Annotated in this window: 2 protein-coding genes; both read left to right on the top strand. The window is 72.4% G+C overall.

The genetic code is table 11. The annotated features are described in order from the left end of the window. On the top strand, positions 1–8,778 hold an 8,778-nt coding region (locus ACWGJ5_RS43710), incomplete at its 5' end, for a type I polyketide synthase (protein ID WP_453315174.1). 17 nt (positions 8,779–8,795) lie between these two features. Then, positions 8,796–19,100 carry a type I polyketide synthase gene (locus ACWGJ5_RS43715; RefSeq protein ID WP_453315176.1) on the top strand — a complete coding sequence of 3,435 codons (10,305 nt, stop codon included), beginning with the start codon at positions 8,796–8,798 and terminating at the stop codon, positions 19,098–19,100. Positions 19,101–19,112 lie beyond the last annotated feature (12 nt).

Raw genomic sequence — 19,112 nt, forward strand, 5'->3', positions numbered from 1 at the left:
GCGGATGGTACGGGCTGGGGTGAGGGTGCGGGCATGCTCCTGGTGGAGCGGCTGTCCGACGCCCGGAAGAACGGCCACCCCGTGCTGGCGGTCGTCCGTGGCAGTGCCGTGAACCAGGACGGTGCCAGCAACGGCCTGACCGCCCCCAACGGTCCCTCCCAGCAGCGTGTCATCCGCCAAGCCCTGGCGTCGGCAGGCCTGACCACGTCGGACGTGGACGCGGTGGAGGCGCACGGAACGGGCACCCGGCTCGGCGACCCGATCGAGGCGCAGGCCCTGCTTGCCACCTACGGCAAGCAGCGTGCCGAGGACACGCCGCTGTGGCTCGGCTCCATCAAGTCGAACATCGGTCACACGCAAGCGGCGGCCGGTGTCGCGGGCATCATCAAGATGGTGATGGCGATGCGGCACGGTGTGCTGCCGCAGACCCTCCACGTCGATGAGCCGACGCCGCACGTCGAATGGTCGGCGGGTGCGGTCGAGCTGCTGACCGAGGCGCGGGACTGGCCGCAGACCGACCGTCCCCGCCGGGCGGGCATCTCCTCCTTCGGTATCAGCGGCACCAACGCCCACACCATCCTCGAACAGGCACCGGCTTTCGAGGATGAGTCGGTGCAGGTCGAGGGCGGTGACAACGCTCCGAAGGCGCCGAGCGTCGTGCCTTGGGTGCTGTCCGCCAAGAGTGCCGAAGCGCTGCACGCCCAGGCGGAGCGGCTGCGCAATCATGTGGAAGACCACTCCGACATACGGCTCACCGATGTCGGCTATTCGCTGGCGATCGGTCGGGCCGCCTTCGAGGAGCGGGCGGTGCTGGTCGCCGGTGACCGCGACGAGTTCCTGCAGCAGCTGGGCGCTCTGGCGAGCGGGGAATCGCCCGCCGGAGTGATCAAGGGCTCTACGACCGCCGGGAAGCTCGGCTTCCTGTTCACCGGCCAGGGCAGCCAGCGGCTGGGAATGGGCGGGGAGCTGTACGAGGCCCATCCGGCCTTCGCGCGGTCACTCGACGAGATCTGCGGGCACTTCCAGCTTCCACTGGCTGACGCCCTGTTCGGAGATGACGCCGAGCTGATCGACCAGACCGCTTACACGCAGCCCGCGTTGTTCGCCGTCGAGGTGGCGTTGTTCCGGCTGCTGGAATCGTGGGGTATCAGGCCGGACTTCGTCTCCGGTCATTCGATCGGTGAGATCGCGGCCGCGCACTGCGCGGGTGTGCTGTCGCTGGCTAACGCGTGCACCCTGGTCGCGGCTCGTGGCCGGCTGATGCAGGAGCTGCCGTCCGGTGGTGCGATGGTGGCGGTGCAGGCCACCGAGGACGAGGTCACCCCGTACCTGACCGATGCGGTGAGCATCGCGGCCGTCAACGGCCCGGCCTCCGTGGTCGTGGCCGGTGACGAGGACGTCGTACTGGAGATCGCGGCCCGCTTCGAGGAGCAGGGGCGCAAGACCCGCCGTCTGACGGTCAGTCACGCCTTCCACTCGCCGCACATGGACGGCATGCTGGAGGCCTTCCGCGAGGTTGTCGAGGGCCTGTCGTACGAGGCTCCGCGTATCCCGGTCGTCTCCAATCTCACCGGCACCCTCGCAACCCCGGAGGAGATCACCAGCCCTGACTTCTGGGTCCGTCACGTCCGTGAGGCGGTCCGCTTCCACGACGGCATCCGCACGCTCGAGGCCCAGAACGTCACCACGTTCATCGAGCTCGGCCCGGACGGTGTGCTCTCGGCCATGGCGCAGGACTGCGTCACCGGGGACGGCCACGCGTTCATCCCCGTGCTGCGCAGGAACCGTCCCGAGGCGACGAGCCTCACCACGGCCCTGGCCCGAGCCCACGTCCGAGGCGTCGAGATCGACTGGCGTCAGCACTTCACGGGTACTCGTGTACGTCGGGCCGACCTGCCCACCTACGCCTTCCAGCGGGAGCGTTACTGGCTGGAGATCCCCGCTGTTCCCGCTGCCGGCCGGAATGCGGCCGAAGCCGACCCGGTGGACACGCGCTTCTGGGAAGCGGTGGAACGCGAGGATCTCGCATCACTTGCCGAGGCTCTCGACATGCCTGCGGCCGACGGGGAAGCCCTGGAAGCCGTCCTGCCGGCGTTGTCGGCGTGGCGGCGGCAGGTGCGTGAGCGGTCGGTGGTGGACGGCTGGCGTTACCGGGTGGTGTGGAAGCCGGTGGCGGGGCGTGCGGCTGGTGTCGTCTCCGGTACGTGGCTGGTGGTCGTGCCGGTTGAGGGTGTGGACGCCGGTCTGGCCGGGGCCGTTGCGGCGGTGCTGTCCCTGCGGGGTGCGGATGTGTGCACCGTGACGCTGTCGGCGGGGTTGGAGCGGCATGAGGTTGCCGAGGTGCTGCGGTCGGCGGTGTCGTCGGGTGCGGGTGCCTCGGGTGTGGTGTCGTTGCTGGCGTTGGACGAGGCTTCTGGTGTGTCGGTGTCTGCGGTGTTGGTGCAGGCATTGGGTGATGCGGGTGTTGATGCGCCGTTGTGGTGTGTGACGCAGGGTGCTGTGTCGACGGGTCGTTCGGATCGGTTGGGCAGTGCGGTGCAGGCTGGTGTGTGGGGTCTGGGCCGGGTGGTGGCGTTGGAGGTTCCGGCGCGCTGGGGCGGTCTGGTGGATCTGCCGCGGGGTGTGGTGGATGAGCGTGCTCTGGGTCGGTTGGCGGATGTGCTGGCCGGTCTGGGGGGTGAGGACCAGGTCGCGGTGCGTGGGTCCGGGATCTTCGCGCGTCGGCTGGAGCGTCCGGTGCAGAGCGAGGTCGTTCCGGAGGACGGCGCATGGACCCCGGAGGGCGCCGTGCTGGTCACCGGCGGTACGGGCGCGCTCGGCGCCGAGGTCGCCCGCTGGCTGGCACGCAACGGCGCCGGCCACCTCGTCCTGACCAGCCGGCGGGGTGCGGAGGCGCCGGGGGCGGCCGAGCTCGAGGCGGAACTGGTTGCGGTGGGCGCGCGGGTGACGATCGCCGCCTGTGACGTGGCCGATCGTGAGGCGCTGGCGCGGCTGCTGGAGCCGCTGCGCTCCGAACTGACGGCTGTGATCCACACCGCGGGTGTGCTCGACGACGGTGTCCTGGACGCACTGACGCCGCAGCGGTTCGAGCGCGTGTGGCAGGCCAAGGCCGACTCGGCACGCCATCTGCACGAACTCACCCGTGATCTGGACCTGTCGGCGTTCGTACTGTTCTCGTCGATCAGCGGCACTCTGGGCAGCAGCGGACAGGCCAACTACGCCGCCGCGAACGCCTACTTGGACGCGCTCGCTCAGCAGCGCCGGGCGGACGGCCTTCCCGCCACCTCCATCGCATGGGGCGCCTGGGCCGCGGGCATGGCCGCCGATGACGACATCGCAGAGCGGATGCGCCGCGGTGGCGTACCGCCGATGGCCGTCGACCCGGCCATCCGCGCGCTGCGCCAGGCCGTCGACTCCGGCGCGGCCGTGCTGACCGTGGCCGACTTCGACTGGGAGCGGCTGACGCCCGGCCTGGTGGCGGTGCGGCCCAGTCCGTTCATCGGCGACCTGCCCGAAGTGCGCAGGGTCCTCGAAAACGCGGACGGCCTCGCCGCAGGCAGTGCCGGAAGCGGTGCGGGAACGTCGCTCGCGGAACGGCTCGCCGCAATGTCCCGCGCCGAACAGGAGCGCACGGTCCTCGACCTGGTCCGCACCCATGTGGCCGGAGTGCTCGGGCACAACGGCTCCGCGGCGATCGGGGCGGAACGGGCCTTCAAGGAGCTCGGATTCGACTCGCTGACCGCGGTGGAGCTGCGCAATCGGCTCGGCGCGGCGACCGGTGTCGACCTGCCCGCCACGCTCGTCTTCGACCATCCGACGGCGTCCGCGCTGGCCGACCACCTCCGGACCGAACTGCTGGGAACCGGGGCGGCGGTCGACGGCCCGGTGTCCCGGGCAGCCGAGGTGGCGGACGATCCGATCGCCATCGTCGCGATGACCTGCCGATTCCCCGGCGGCGTGCGGTCGCCGGAAGACCTGTGGCAGTTGCTGGCCACCGGCGGGGACGCGATCGCCGAGTTCCCGCACGACCGCGGCTGGGACCTCGAGCGCCTCTACAGCCCCGACCCGGACCAGCAGGGCACGTGCTACACACGTGAGGGCGGATTCCTCTACGACGTCGCCGAGTTCGACCCGGCGTTCTTCGGGATCTCGCCGCGTGAGGCGCTCGCCATGGACCCGCAGCAGCGGCTGCTGCTGGAGACCACCTGGGAGGTGTTCGAACGGGCCGGGATCGACCCGGCGACCGCCCGTGGCAGCCAGGCCGGCGTGTTCGTGGGCACCAACGGCCAGGACTACGACTCGTTCGCGCAGACCCTGCCGGACGGCATCGAGGGATACCTGGGCACGGGCAACGCGGCGAGCGTGGTCTCCGGACGGCTCGCCTACGTCTTCGGCCTCGAAGGCCCCGCGATGACGGTGGACACGGCCTGCTCGTCCTCCCTGGTCGCCCTGCATCTGGCCGCCCAGGCGCTGCGCAACGGCGAGTGCGATCTGGCGTTGGCCGGTGGTGTGACGGTGATGTCCTCGCCCGGCGCGTTCATCGAGTTCAGCCGGCAGCGTGGTCTTGCGGCCGATGGCCGGGTGAAGGCGTTCGCGGCGGGTGCGGACGGCACCGGCTGGGGTGAGGGTGTGGGCATGCTCCTGGTCGAGCGGCTTTCGGATGCCCGCCGTAATGGACATCCGGTGCTGGCGGTGGTCCGTGGTTCGGCGGTGAACCAGGATGGTGCGAGCAATGGTCTGACGGCGCCGAACGGTCCGTCGCAGCAGCGGGTGATCCGGCAGGCGCTCGCCCACGCCCAGTTGTCGGCGTCGGACGTCGACGCGGTGGAGGCGCACGGCACCGGCACCACGCTCGGTGACCCGATCGAGGCGCAGGCGCTGCTGGCCACCTACGGGCAGGAGCGGGCCGAGGACCGGCCGCTGTTGCTCGGCTCCATCAAGTCGAACATCGGTCACACACAGGCCGCGGCCGGTGTCGCGGGCATCATCAAGATGGTGCTGGCGATGCGGCACGGTGTGCTGCCGCAGACCCTGCATGTCGATGAGCCGACGCCGCACGTGGGCTGGTCGGCGGGTGCGGTGGAGTTGCTGACCGAGGCCCGGTCGTGGCCGGAGACCGGCCGCCCTCGCCGGGCGGGCGTGTCGTCCTTCGGTTTCAGCGGCACCAACGCCCACACCATCCTCGAACAGGCGCCCGCCGACCACACCACCGAGGAGACGGCACCGGCGACACCGCCTGCCGTCCAGACCTGGGTGCTGTCCGCCAAGTCCGAGGACGCGCTGCGGGCGCAGGCCGAGCGTGTGCGGGTACGGCTCGCTTCGGGCGCGGAGACACGGCCGGTCGATGTCGCCTATTCGCTGGCGACGTCACGGGCGGCTCTGGAAATGCGCGCCGCCGTCGTCGGCGGTGACCGGGAGGTCCTGCTGGAGGGGCTCGCCGCGCTGGCGGCGGGGGAGCCGGGCCCGCAGGTGGTCCGGGGCGCGGCAGGCGACGGCCGCACAGCGCTGCTGTTCACCGGTCAGGGCAGTCAGCGGCCGGGGATGGGCCGGGAGCTCTACGACGCCCACCCCACGTTCGCGGACGCCCTGGACGCCGTGTGCGCCCACCTGGATGCCCACCTCGAGCGTCCGCTGCGTGAGGTGATGTTCGGCGGAGACGAGAAACTGCTCGGACTGACGGCGTACACGCAGCCCGCGTTGTTCGCGGTGGAGGTGGCGCTGTTCCGGCTGCTGGAATCGTGGGGCATCAGGCCGGACTTCCTCTCCGGTCACTCGATCGGCGAGCTGGCGGCCGCGCATTGTGCGGGTGTGCTGTCGCTGGAGGACGCGTGCACGCTGGTCGCGGCGCGTGGCCGGCTGATGCAGGAGCTGCCCGCCGGTGGTGCGATGGTGGCGGTCCAGGCGACCGAGGACGAGGTCACCCCGTACCTGACGGACGTCGTGAGCATCGCGGCCGTCAACGGTCCGACCTCCGTGGTGGTCGCGGGTGACGAGGACGCCGTACTGGAGATCGCCGCCGCCTTCGAGGCGCAGGGCCGCAAGTCGAAGCGCCTGACGGTCAGCCACGCCTTCCACTCCCCGCACATGGACGGAATGCTGGCCGACTTCCGCAAGGTCGCGGAGGGGCTGTCGTACGAGGCCCCGCGGATCCCGGTCGTCTCCAACCTCACCGGTGCTCTCGCGACCGCCGAGGAGATCACCAGCCCCGACTTCTGGGTGCGCCACGTCCGCGAGGCCGTGCGCTTCCACGACGGCATCCGTGCCCTCGAAGCACAGGACGTGACCACGTTCATCGAGCTCGGACCGGACGGGATCCTGTCCGCGATGGCGCAGGAGTGCGTCACCGGCGACGACCATGCCTTCCTCCCCGCGCTCCGCGCGGGCCGCCAGGAGGCCGACACCCTCGCCACGGCGCTCGCCGCGGCGCACACCCGAGGCATCGCCGTCGACTGGCAGGCCTACTACACCGGCACTGGCGCCCGCCGCGTCGACCTGCCCACCTACCCCTTCCAGCGTCGGCGGTACTGGCTCGACGACGCCGTGGACGTTGTGGCGGAGCCGAGCGGCGATGCTCCGGACCACTCAGCCGAATCCCGCTTCTGGGAGGCCGTCGACAATGCGGACCTGACCGCGCTCACCACCGAGTTGGCGATCAACGCGGACCAGCCGCTGAGCGACGTACTGCCCGCACTGTCGGCGTGGCGCCGGCAGCGGCAGGAGCAGTCCACGGTGGACGGCTGGCGCTACCGGGTGGTCTGGAAGCCGCTGGCCGAGCCGGACGCGGGGCGGATGACGGGCACCTGGCTGACCGTGGTACCCGCCACCGAGGCGGACGACGCCCGCGTGCGCGAGGTCGTCGACGCGCTGCGCTCAGCGGGCGCCACCGTATGCCGGATCACGCTCGCCGACACGGACACCGGTACCGACACGGACACCGGCACCGGCATCGACACCCGCACGGAGCCCGCCCTCCTCGCCGAGCGCCTGCACGCCGAGCTGGGCGGCGAGACGCCACAGGGTGTCCTCTCGCTGCTGGCGCTGGACGAGCGGTCGCATCCGCGGTACACGGCGGTCTCCCGGGGAGTGCTGCGCACCGGAGACCTGGTGCGGGCGCTCGGGGAGGCCGGCGTCGACGCCCCGCTGTGGTGTGTCACCGAGGGAGCGGTGGGCACCGCGCCGTCGGACCGGCCGCGCAGCGCCGCACAGGCGCAGGTGTGGGGGCTGGGCCGGGTGGTGGCACTGGAACACCCCGAGAGGTGGGGCGGTCTGGTCGACCTGCCCGAGACCCTCGACGGGCGTGCCGCCGCGCGCCTGGTCGCCGTCCTGGCCGGAGCCGGCGACGAGGACCAGCTCGCGGTGCGGACACCGGGAGTTCTGGTACGACGCCTGGTCCACGCGTCGGAGAAGGACACACGGGTCCCCGCCGCCGGCACGTGGAAGCCTCGGGGCACGGTCCTGGTGACCGGAGGCACGGGGGCGCTCGGTGCCCACGTGGCCCGGTGGCTCGCCGGCAACGGCGCCGAGCATCTGGTGCTCACCAGCCGACGCGGACCCGAGGCACCCGGAGCCGAGGCGCTGACCGCCGAGTTGACCGGGATGGGCGTCCAGGTGACGGTCGCCGCGTGCGACGTCACCGACCGGGACGCACTCGAAGAGCTGCTGGCCGGTGTGCCCCGCGTGACCGCGGTTGTGCACACCGCAGGCGCCGGCCAGTACGCGCCGCTCGCCCGGACCGGTCCCGGCGACATCGCCGAGGTGATGGCCGCCAAGGTGACGGGTGCGGCTCACCTCGACGCGCTGTTCGCCGACGCGCCACTGGACGCTTTCGTGCTGTTCTCGTCGATCGCCGGAGTGTGGGGCAGCGGCGGCCAGAGCGCCTATGCGGCGGCCAACGCCTTCCTCGACGCGCTCGCCGAGCAGCGCAGGGCCCGCGGGCTGGCGGCCACCGCCATCGCCTGGGGACCCTGGGCCGACGGCGGCCTGGTGGCCGACGACGAGGCCGCCGAGCAACTGCGCCGCCGTGGCCTGCCGGTGCTGCCGGTACATCGGTCGATCAGCGCTCTGCAGGGAGCGTTGGACCGTGCCGAGACGACGGTGACGGTCGCCGACGTCGACTGGGAGCGTTTCGTACCCGCGTTCACCGCCGCACGGCCGCATCCCCTCATCGCCGACCTGCCCGAGGTACGGCGCGTGCTCGCCGAGGCGGACACCGGCACCGGGGCCGAACACGGGGGCGACGGCGCGGCGCAGGACGCCGAGTCGCTGCGGCAGCGGCTGTCCGCGCTGTCCGGCGCCGAGGCGGAGGACATGCTGCTGGACCTGGTACGCACGCACGTCGCAGCGGTGCTGGGGCACAGCGGCACCAGCGCCGTGGAGGCCGGGCGCGCCTTCAAGGAGCTCGGTTTCGACTCGCTCACCGCCGTCGAACTGCGCAACCGTCTCGGGACCGCGAGCGGACTGAGGCTGCCCGCGAGCCTGGTCTTCGACTACCCGACGCCGGCCGCTCTCGCCGGACACCTGCGAGCCGAACTCCTCGGCGAGCAGAGCGCACCGGCGCTCCCCGCACTCGCCGAGATCGACCGACTGGAATTCATCCTGTCGTCCGTCGCGGCGGACGGCGCGGAACGCGCGAGCGTCACCTCTCGCCTGGAGAAACTGCTGCGCAAGTGGAACGAGACCGACAGCGCGACCGCCGGTGACGACGACGGCAACGACCTGGAATCGGCGTCGGTCGACGACATCTTCGACATCATCAACAACGAATTCGGACGCTCCTGACGTGATGAGCGCACACAATTCCGTGCCGTTTCCGGCTCTTCCCAGGGGGTGACGTTTCGGTGGCTACCGCAAATGAAGAAAAGCTTCTCGACAATCTGAAATGGGTGACCGCTGAACTGCGCCGGGCCCGTCGCCGCCTCGACGAGGTGGAGACGGATGCCCGGGAACCCATCGCCATCGTCGGTATGAGCTGCCGTTTCCCGGGCGGCGTGGGGTCGCCCGAGGACCTTTGGCGCCTGGTGGCCGACGGCGGGGACGCCGTTTCCGGATTCCCTGTCGACCGGGGCTGGGACATCGACGCGATGGCCGATCCGGATCCGGACCGCAAAGGCACCTTCTACAACACCGGCGGCGGTTTCCTGGACGGCGCAGCCGAATTCGACGCCGAGTTCTTCGGGATCTCGCCGCGTGAGGCGCTGGCGATGGACCCGCAGCAGCGGATCCTGTTGGAGGCGTCCTGGGAGGTGTTCGAAAGCGCCGGAATCGATCCCGGGTCATTGCGGGGCAGCCGTACGGGCGTCTTCGTCGGCGCCGGATCGATGGGCTACGGCGCCGACCTGAAGGAGACGCCCGAAGACCTCGAAGGCCTCATGCTGACCGGCGGCGCCACCAGCGTGCTCTCCGGCCGCGTCGCCTATGTCTTCGGCCTGGAAGGACCGGCGGCCACCATCGACACCGCCTGCTCCTCCTCGCTGGTCGCCCTGCACTGGGCCACTCAGGCGCTGCGACAGCGCGAGTGCTCGCTCGCACTGGTCGGCGGTGTGACGGTGATGCCGTCGCCCGATGTGTTCGTGGAGTTCAGCCGGCAGCGGGGGCTGTCCGCCGACGGCCGCTGCAAGTCGTTCGCGGCGGCGGCGGACGGCACCGGCTGGTCGGAGGGCGTGGGCGTGCTGCTCGTCGAGCGGCTGTCCGACGCCCGGAGGAACGGGCACGAGGTACTGGCCGTGGTGCGGGGCAGCGCCGTCAACCAGGACGGCGCCAGCAACGGCCTGACCGCGCCCAACGGTCCCTCGCAGCAGCGTGTCATCCGGCAGGCGCTGGCCGGCGCGCAACTGTCGGCCGGCGAAGTCGACGCGGTCGAGGCGCACGGCACCGGAACCCGGCTGGGTGACCCGATCGAGGCGCAGGCGCTGCTGGCCACCTATGGGCAGGAGCGTCCCGAGGACCGGCCGCTCTGGCTGGGCTCGCTGAAGTCCAACATCGGACACACCCAGGCGGCGGCCGGCGTGGGCGGCGTCATCAAGATGGTGATGGCGATCCGTCACGGTGTGCTGCCGAAGACGTTGCATGTGGACGAGCCGACGCCGGACGTCGACTGGTCGGCGGGTACGGTGCGACTGCTGACAGGGGCCCGCGAGTGGCCGGAGACCGGTCAGCCGCGCCGGGCCGCGGTCTCGGCCTTCGGTGTGAGCGGCACCAACGCGCACACGATCATCGAGCAGGCACCTCAGCCGGAAGCCGGTGCCGGCGCCGGTGCTGGTGCTGGTGCCGACGGGCCCGTGACTGCGACGGCGCTGCCGGTGGTGCCGTGGGTGCTGTCGGGTCGGACCGAGGAGGCATTGCGGGGGCAGGCGCGGCGGCTGCTTGACCGTGTCGCCGGGGACGCCGGTGTCGAACCGGTCGATGTGGCGTACTCGTTGGCGACGACGCGGGCCGCTCTGGAGCGGCGTGCGGTGGTCGTGGCGGGTGGCCGTGACGGTCTGCTGGCGGGGCTTGAGGCCCTGGCCGAGGGACGCGGTGCGGCGGCCGGCCTGGTGACCGGGTCGGTGGTGGCGGGCAAGACGGCGTTCTTGTTCACCGGGCAGGGCAGTCAACGGCTGGGGATGGGCCGGGAGCTGTACGACGCCTGTCCCGTGTTCGCCGAGGCACTGGACGAGGTGTTCGCTCGGTTCGAACTGCCGCTGCGGGAGGCGGTGTTCGGCGATGACGCTGAGCTGCTCAACCAGACGGCCTATACGCAGCCCGCGTTGTTCGCGGTCGAGGTGGCGCTGTTCCGGCTGCTGGAGTCATGGGGTATCAGGCCGGACTTCGTCTCCGGTCATTCGATCGGTGAGATCGCGGCCGCGCATTGTGCGGGTGTGCTGTCGTTGGAGGATGCCTGCACGCTGGTGGCGGCGCGGGGTCGGTTGATGCAGGAGCTGCCGTCCGGTGGTGCGATGGTGGCGGTGCAGGCGACCGAGGACGAGGTCATCCCGTACCTGACCGACGCGGTGAGCATCGCCGCGGTCAACGGCCCCACCTCCGTGGTCGTCGCCGGTGACGAGGACGCTGTACTGGAGATCGCCGTCGCCTTCGAGGCGCAGGGCCGCAAGTCGAAGCGCCTGACGGTCAGCCACGCGTTCCACTCCCCGCACATGGACGGCATGCTGGAGGCGTTCCGGGAGGTCGCGGAGGGGCTGTCGTACGAGGCTCCGCGTATCCCGCTCGTTTCGAACCTCACCGGCGCTCTCGTAAGCGCCGAGGAGATCACCGAGCCCGGCTTCTGGGTCCGTCATGTGCGTGAGGCGGTCCGTTTCCACGACGGGGTCCGGGCGTTGGAGGCCCAGAACGTCGCCACGTTCGTCGAACTGGGCCCTGACGGTGTGCTCTCGGCGATGGCGCAGGACTGCGTCACCGGCGACGGTGACCACGTGTTCGTGCCGACTCTCCGCGCCGGCCGTTCCGAGGCCGAGGCGCTGACGCTGGCCCTGGCCCAGGCGCAGGTGCGTGGTGTCGGCATCGACTGGGAGGCCTGTTTCGCGGGTACCGGCGCTGGGCGGGTGGAACTGCCGACGTATGCGTTCCAGCACCGGCACTACTGGCTGGCACCCGGTTCCCGAGCCGGTGACGTGACCGCCGCCGGTCTGGAGAAGGCCGGTCACGCGCTGCTGAGTGCCGCGGTGCCCGTGGCCGGTGCCGACGCGTATGTGTTCACCGGCCGGTTGTCCCCGCAGACCCATCCTTCGCTGAACCAGTACAGGCTCGCCGGGAACGCCGTGCTGCCCGGTGCGGCGTACGTCGAACTGGCCCTCCACGCAGGCGACCAGGCCGGTTGCGACCACCTGGTGGAGCTGACGCTCCACGAACCGCTGATCGTGCCGGCGCACGGTGCGGTGCGGGTCCAGGTCGTGGTGGACTCCGCCGGTGAGGGCGGACGGCGGACTTTCACCGTCTCCTCGCACGCCGGACGGCTGGACGGGGACGGGGACGTACCGTGGAGGCGCCATGCCACCGGCGTACTCGGCACGGCGGCGCCGGGGCCGGCGTTCACGCTGACGGAATGGCCGCCGGCCGATGCACAGGGCGTCGAAGTCGGCGCTGTGTACGAGGATTACGCGGCGGCCGGCCTCGAGTGCGGACCGCTGTACCAAGGGGTGCGCGCCGTCTGGCGGCGCGGGGACGAGCTCTGCGCCGACGTGCGGCTTCCCGAGGGCGCGGACACGACCGGCTTCGCCCTGCACCCCGCGCTGCTGGAGGCAGCCGCGCACCTCGCTGCGGCGTGCGGCTCCGGCGTTCCGCTCGTACCGGCGGCCTGGCACGGCGTCGCGCTGTACGCGGTGGGCGCCACGGAGGTGCGGATGCGGCTCACACCCGCAGCGAGCGGCACCTTCCTGCTGGAGGCGGCCGACGCCACCGGGGCGCCGGTGGCCCGCGTCGACCGCCTCACCCTGCGTCCGGCGGCGGAAATCGTCCCGGCCGACGACGCGTGTGCCACCGGCCTGGCGCCCCTGTTCGAGCCGGTCTGGTCCGAGGCCGTCGCCCCCGACGCCGAGCCGGTCTCCACCGCGCTGGTCGCGGCACACCCGCTCGAAACGGCCGACCCGGCCACGGAGCGGTACGACGACCTGGCCGCGCTCGCCGCGGCCGCCGACGCAGGCATGACCGTCCCGGACGTGATCCTCGTGTCCTGCCCGCCCCCGGCATCCGGCGATCCGCTGCCGCAGGCGGCGCACACCACGCAGGCGGCGCACACCACGCAGGCGGCACACGCCCCGCATGCCGTGCACGCAGCGGCTCAGTGGGCGCTCGCCCTGGCCCAGGCGTGGCTGGCGGACGAACGCTTCGCCGGCTCACGCCTGGCCTTCGTCACGCGCGGCGCAGTGGCCACGGCCGACGAGGACGTCACCGACCTGGCCGGTGCCTGTGTCTGGGGCCTGGTGCGCTCCGCGGAGACCGAGAACCCCGGACGGTTCCTCCTGGTCGACCTGGACGTCGAGGACCCCGCGGTCACCGTGCCCGCCGAGGCGCTGATGTGCACGGAGCCGGAACTGGCCGTGCGCGGCGGCAGACTGTTCGCCCCGCGGCTGATCCGTGCGGCGGCCGGAGCGGAGCGGCAGCCCCGCCCGATCGACCCGCAGGGCACGGTGCTGGTGACGGGCGGAACCGGCACGCTCGGTGCGCTGTGCGCCCGGCACCTGGTGACGGAACACGGTGTACGGCATCTGCTGCTGGCCGGCCGCCGGGGGCTCGCTGCCGACGGCGCCGCGGAACTGGCCGCCGAGCTCCGCGAGTTGGGTGCCGAAGTGCGCGTGGCCGCCTGCGACGCGGCCGACCGTGAGGCGCTGGCCGCCCTGCTGGCCTCCGTACCCGTCGAGCACCCGTTGACCGCCGTGGTGCACACCGCGGGCGTGCTCGACGACGGCGTGCTCCCGTCGCTGACGCCCGATCGCCTCGAGCGAGTGCTGCGGCCCAAGGTGGACGCCGCCTGGCATCTGCACGACCTCACCCGCGACCTGGACCTGTCGGCATTCGTGCTGTTCTCGGCGGCCGCCGGAGTCCTCGGCAGCCCCGGACAGGCCAACTACGCCGCGGCCAACGCGTACCTCGACGCGCTGGCCCGGCACCGGAGCTCCCAGGGCCGGACGGCGATCTCGCTGGCCTGGGGCCTGTGGGCCGAGGCCAGCGGAATCACCGGTGGTCTGGACGAGGCCGACCTGCGGCGCATGGCACGGGCCGGCATGGGCGCGCTCTCCTCGGCGGAGGGCATGGCCCTGTTCGACAGGGCCATGCGCAGTGAGCGCTCCGTTCTCCTCCCCGCCCGCCTGGACCTCGCGGCGATACGCGACGCAGCGGCCGGCACCGGATCGGTCCCCCCGGTGTTCCGTACGCTGATCCGTGCCCCTCGGCGGCGTGGTGCCGGGGCGGCGGCCGACGGCGGCTCGGCGCTGGCCGGCCGGCTGCGTGGACTGCTCCCCGCCGATCAGGAGCGGACTCTGCTGGAGCTCGTGCGCACCCATGTGGCGGCCGTGCTGGGCCACTCCGGACCGGAGTCGGTGGAGCCGGCACGGGCGTTCAAGGATGTGGGCTTCGACTCCCTCACCGGCGTGGACCTGCGCAACCGGCTGAACACGGCGACCGGACTGCGTCTGCCGACCACGCTCGTCTTCGACTACCCCAACGCCTCGGCGCTCGCCCGCCATCTGCGCGACACGCTCCTCGGCACCGGGAACGCGACCGGCGCCGCTGTCGAGGCCGTACCGCTCGCAGGCCGTGCCGGTGGCGACGATCCCATCGCTGTCGTGGCCATGAGCTGTCGCTACCCCGGTGGCGTGGCCTCGCCCGAAGAGCTCTGGCAGCTGCTGGAGTCGGGAAGCGATGCCATCTCCGGCTTCCCCGTCGACCGCGGCTGGGACGCGGGCGCGGGTTCGTACTCGCCGGACGGCGGCCCCGCCCGGGCGGGAGGCTTCCTGCACGACGCGGACCGGTTCGACGCGGCGTTCTTCGGCATCAGCCCTCGCGAGGCGCTCGCCATGGACCCGCAGCAGCGGCTGCTCCTCGAGACCTCCTGGGAGGCCTTCGAACGCGCCGGGATCGACCCGGGCGCGCTGCGGGGCTCCCGCACCGGCGTGTTCGTCGGCGCCGCGTACAGCGGTTACGACACCGGACTCGACGACATGGCGGACACCGTCGCCGGTCACGTGATGACCGGCAATGCGAGCAGCGTCATATCCGGCCGGGTCGCCTACGTCCTCGGTCTCGAAGGCCCCGCGGTGACGGTGGACACGGCGTGCTCCTCCTCGCTGGTCGCCCTGCACTGGGCGATCCAGGCGCTGCGCAACGGTGAATGCTCGCGCGCCCTGGCCGGCGGCGTCACCGTGATGTCGACGCCTGGCACGTTCGCCGAGTTCAGCCGTCAGGGTGGCCTGTCGGCCGACGGCCGCTGCAAGGCGTTCGCGGCGGGTGCGGACGGTACGGGCTGGGGTGAGGGTGTGGGCATGCTGCTGGTGGAGCGGCTGTCCGACGCCCGGAAGAACGGTCACCCGGTGCTGGCGGTCGTGCGGGGTTCGGCGATCAATCAGGATGGTGCGAGCAATGGTCTGACGGCGCCGAACGGTCCCTCGCAGCAGCGGGTGATCCGGCAGGCGCTGGCTTCGGCGGGTCTGTCGGCTTCGGACGTGGACGCGGTGGAGGCGCACGGTACGGGTACGACGCTGGGTGACCCGATCGAGGCGCAGGCGCTGCTTGCCACCTACGGTCAGGAGCGTGGTGGGGACCGGCCGTTGTGGCTGGGCTCGATCAAGTCGAACATCGGTCATACGCAGGCGGCGGCCGGTGTTGCGGGCATCATGAAGATGGTGATGGCGATGCGGCACGGTGTGCTGCCGCGGACCCTGCACGTGGACGAGCCGACGCCGCATGTGGACTGGGCGGCGGGCGAGGTGTCGCTGCTGACCGAGGCCCGGGACTGGCCGGAGACCGGCCGTCCCCGCCGGGCGGGTGTGTCGTCCTTCGGTATCAGTGGGACCAACGCCCACACCATCATCGAGCAGGCGCCCGAGGCGGAGGCGGAGGCGGAGGCCGGGGCGGTGCCGGGTGCGGTGTTGCCGGTCGTGCCCGTCGCGCTGTCGGCCGGCAGTGGGCAGGCACTGCGTGAGCAGGCCGAGCGGCTGCACGGGCAGCTTGCCGCGCAGCCGGGGCTGCGCCCGCTGGATGTCGCCTATTCCCTGGCGACGGGCCGTGCCGCGCTGGAGCAGCGGGTCGTACTGGTCGTCGATGCCGAGCACGAGGAGGCGCTCGCGCGGCAACTGCGCGCCCTGGCCGACGGCGAGCCGCCGGCGGGCACCGCGCAGGATGTGCCGACGGAGGGCAAACTGGCGTTCCTGTTCACCGGTCAGGGCAGCCAGCGCCTGGGCATGGGCCGGGAACTCCACGACACCTACCCGGTCTTCGCCCAGGCGTTCGACGAGGTGTGCCAGGGGCTCGACCCCGCCCTGAAGGACGTACTGTTCGGTGAGCAGGGCGACCTGATCGACCGGACGGCATACGCACAGCCCGCCCTGTTCGCGATCGAGGTCGCACTCTTCCGGTTGCTGCAGGCCTGGGGTCTGCAGCCGGACTTCCTGGCGGGCCACTCCATCGGCGAACTGGCCGCGGCGCACTGCGCCGGTGTGCTGTCCCTGGAGGACGCCTGCACCCTGGTGTCCGCTCGGGCGCGCCTGATGCAGCAACTGCCCGACCGTGGCGCCATGGTGGCCGTCCAGGCCACCGAGGACCAGGTCACGCCGTATCTGACGGACCATGTCGGCATCGCGGCCGTCAACGGCCCCACTTCGGTGGTCATCGCGGGCGAAGAGAGCGAGGTGTCGCGGATCGCGTCCGCTCTCGCCGGACATGGGGTGAAGACCAAGCGCCTCGCGGTCAGCCACGCGTTCCACTCGCCGCTCATGGAGGGCATGCTGGCCGACTTCCGGAAGGTCGCCGAGGGACTCGTCTACCGCCCGCCGGCCACACCGGTCGTCTCGTGTCTCACCGGAGCCGTGGTGGGTCCCGGCGAAATGGACACACCGGAGTTCTGGGTTCGGCACGTCCGCGAGTCGGTGCGGTTCCTGGACGGCGTGCGGGCGCTCCGGGCGCAGCAGGTCACCACCTTCGTCGAACTCGGCCCGGACGGGGTGCTCTCGGCACTGGTCCAGGACTGCCTCGACGGCTCCCACGCGGTGTGCCTGCCCGTCCTGCGCAGGGGACGGCCGGAGGCCCGGACACTGGCCACCGCACTGGGCCGCGCTCACGCGCGCGGCGCACACCTCGACTGGCAGGCGTACTTCGCGGGGACCGGCGCCCGCCGCGTCGACCTGCCCACCTACGCCTTCCAGCGCCGGCGGTTCTGGCCCGAAGCGCCCGAAGCGCCCGAAGCGGCCGTGGGAACGCCGGACAGCGGCGCCCCGGAGGCCGTGGACGAGCGTTTCTGGGCGGCGGTCGAACGCGAAGACCTGAGCGAACTCGGCGCCGAACTGGCCGTGGACGCGGACCAGCCGCTCCGCGCCGTACTCCCGGCGCTGGCGTCGTGGCACCGGCAGCAGCGCGAACGCTCCACCGTGGCGGAGCGTCGCTACCGCGTCGTGTGGAAGCGGCGGTCGGAGACGCAGGACCGTCCCGAGCCGGCGGCCCTGCGCATGGCCGGGACCTGGCTGACCATCGTGCCGACCGCATCGTCCGACGACCCCTGGATCGGCAACCTCACCAGCGCACTGGAGCGCGCCGGGGCCGGCATCGTGCGGGTCCCCGTCGGCGTGCCGGACGAAGACGCCGAGGCGCTGGCCGAGCGGCTGCGGCGAGCGGCCGCCGACGTGCCCGACGTCGCACCCGTCACCGGTGTGCTCTCCCTGCTCGCGCTGGACGAGCAGCCGCATCCCCGGCATCCCGCAGTCCCTGCCGGACTGGCGCTGACCGCCGCCGTGACACAGGCCCTCCCGTCGGCCGGTATCGGCGCGCCGCTGTGGTGCGTCACCCGCGGCGCGGTCTCGGTGGACGCCGGCGACCCGCTGCTCAGCGCCCTCCAGGCCCAGGTCGCCGGTCTGGGCCGGGTGACGGCGCTGGAGGAGCCCGAGCACTGGGGCGGACTGGTCGACCTCCCGCAGACCGTCGACGAGCAGACCGCCGACCGGCTGGTCGGCGTTCTCACCGCCGGCGGCGGTGAGGACCAGGTGGCGGTCCGGCCCTCCGGCACCTACCTGCGCCGGCTCGAACGCGCACCCCAGGACACCACCGGTCCCGACGGCTCCTGGACACCGCGCGGCACGGTGCTGGTCACGGGCGGCACGGGCGCACTCGGTGCCCACGTCGCCCGCTGGCTGGCCCGCAACGGCGCCGAACGGCTGGTGCTGCTCAGCCGCCGCGGAGCCGACGCCCCGGGCGCGACCCGGCTGACCGCCGAACTGTCCGGCCTGGGTGCCGAGGTGACGATCGCGGCCTGCGACGTGGCCGACCGGTCCGCGCTCCAGGCCCTGGTCGGGAAACTCGCCGCGGACGGCGCGCCGGTGCGGGCCGTCGTGCACGCCGCGGGCGTGTCGCAGCCCCCGGGCACCGCGACGGCCCTGCCGGAGTTCGCCGAGGTGGTCGCCGCCAAGACCACCGGCGCCGTACACCTGGACGCCCTCTTCCAGGACGACACGCTGGACGCCTTCGTGCTGTTCTCGTCGATCGCCGGCGTGTGGGGCAGCGGTGGACAGGGCGCCTACGCCGCGGCCAACGCCTTCCTCGACGCGCTCGCCGAGCAGCGCCGGGCGCGCGGACTGGCGGCGACCGCCATCGCCTGGGGCCCCTGGGCGGACGGCGGCATGGCCGCCGAAGGGGACGCGGAGGAACAGCTGCGCCGCCGAGGACTGCCGCCCATGGCACCGGAGACCAACCTGGCGGCACTGCGGGTGGCCGTCGGTGCCCCCGAGGCCACCGTGACCGTCGCCGACGTGGACTGGACACGCTTCGCACCAGCCTTCACCGCCGCACGTCCCCGCCCGCTCATCGCGGACCTGCCGGAAGTACGCGCAGCCCTGCACGGCGACGGCGACGGCACACCCGGCGACTCGGCGGGTGAAGCCCCCGCTCTGCGCGAGCAACTGGCCGGGCTCGACACGAACGACCGTACGACGCTGCTGCTCGACCTGGTACGCACACATGCGGCGTTCGCCCTGGGGCACGATTCGCCCGATGCCGTCGAGGCCGGCCGTGCCTTCAAGGAACTGGGCTTCGACTCCCTGACCGCCGTCGAGCTCCGTGACCGGCTCAGGACCGCCACCGGACTCTCCCTGCCCGCCACCCTGGTGTTCGACTACCCGAACCCCGCAGCGCTCGCCCGGCACCTGCTGGCCGCGCTGCTGCCCGACGGCGGCACCGGCCCCGCGCCGGACGGCGACCCGCAGGAGGCCGAGCTGCGCAGGAAGCTCGCGGCCCTCCCGCTCAGCCGCATCCGGGAGGCGGGCCTGCTGGAGGCACTGCTGGAACTCGCCGACCCCCAGCCGACCCCAGCCACCGACGACGGCGATCAGGGGTTGTCCCCCGACGACATCGACGGGCTGGACGTGCAGCATCTGATCGATATGGCGCTCGACAGCAACCAGCCCTGACGCGCCCGAAGT

It is taken from the genome of Streptomyces sp. NPDC054783 (genome assembly GCF_053611725.1).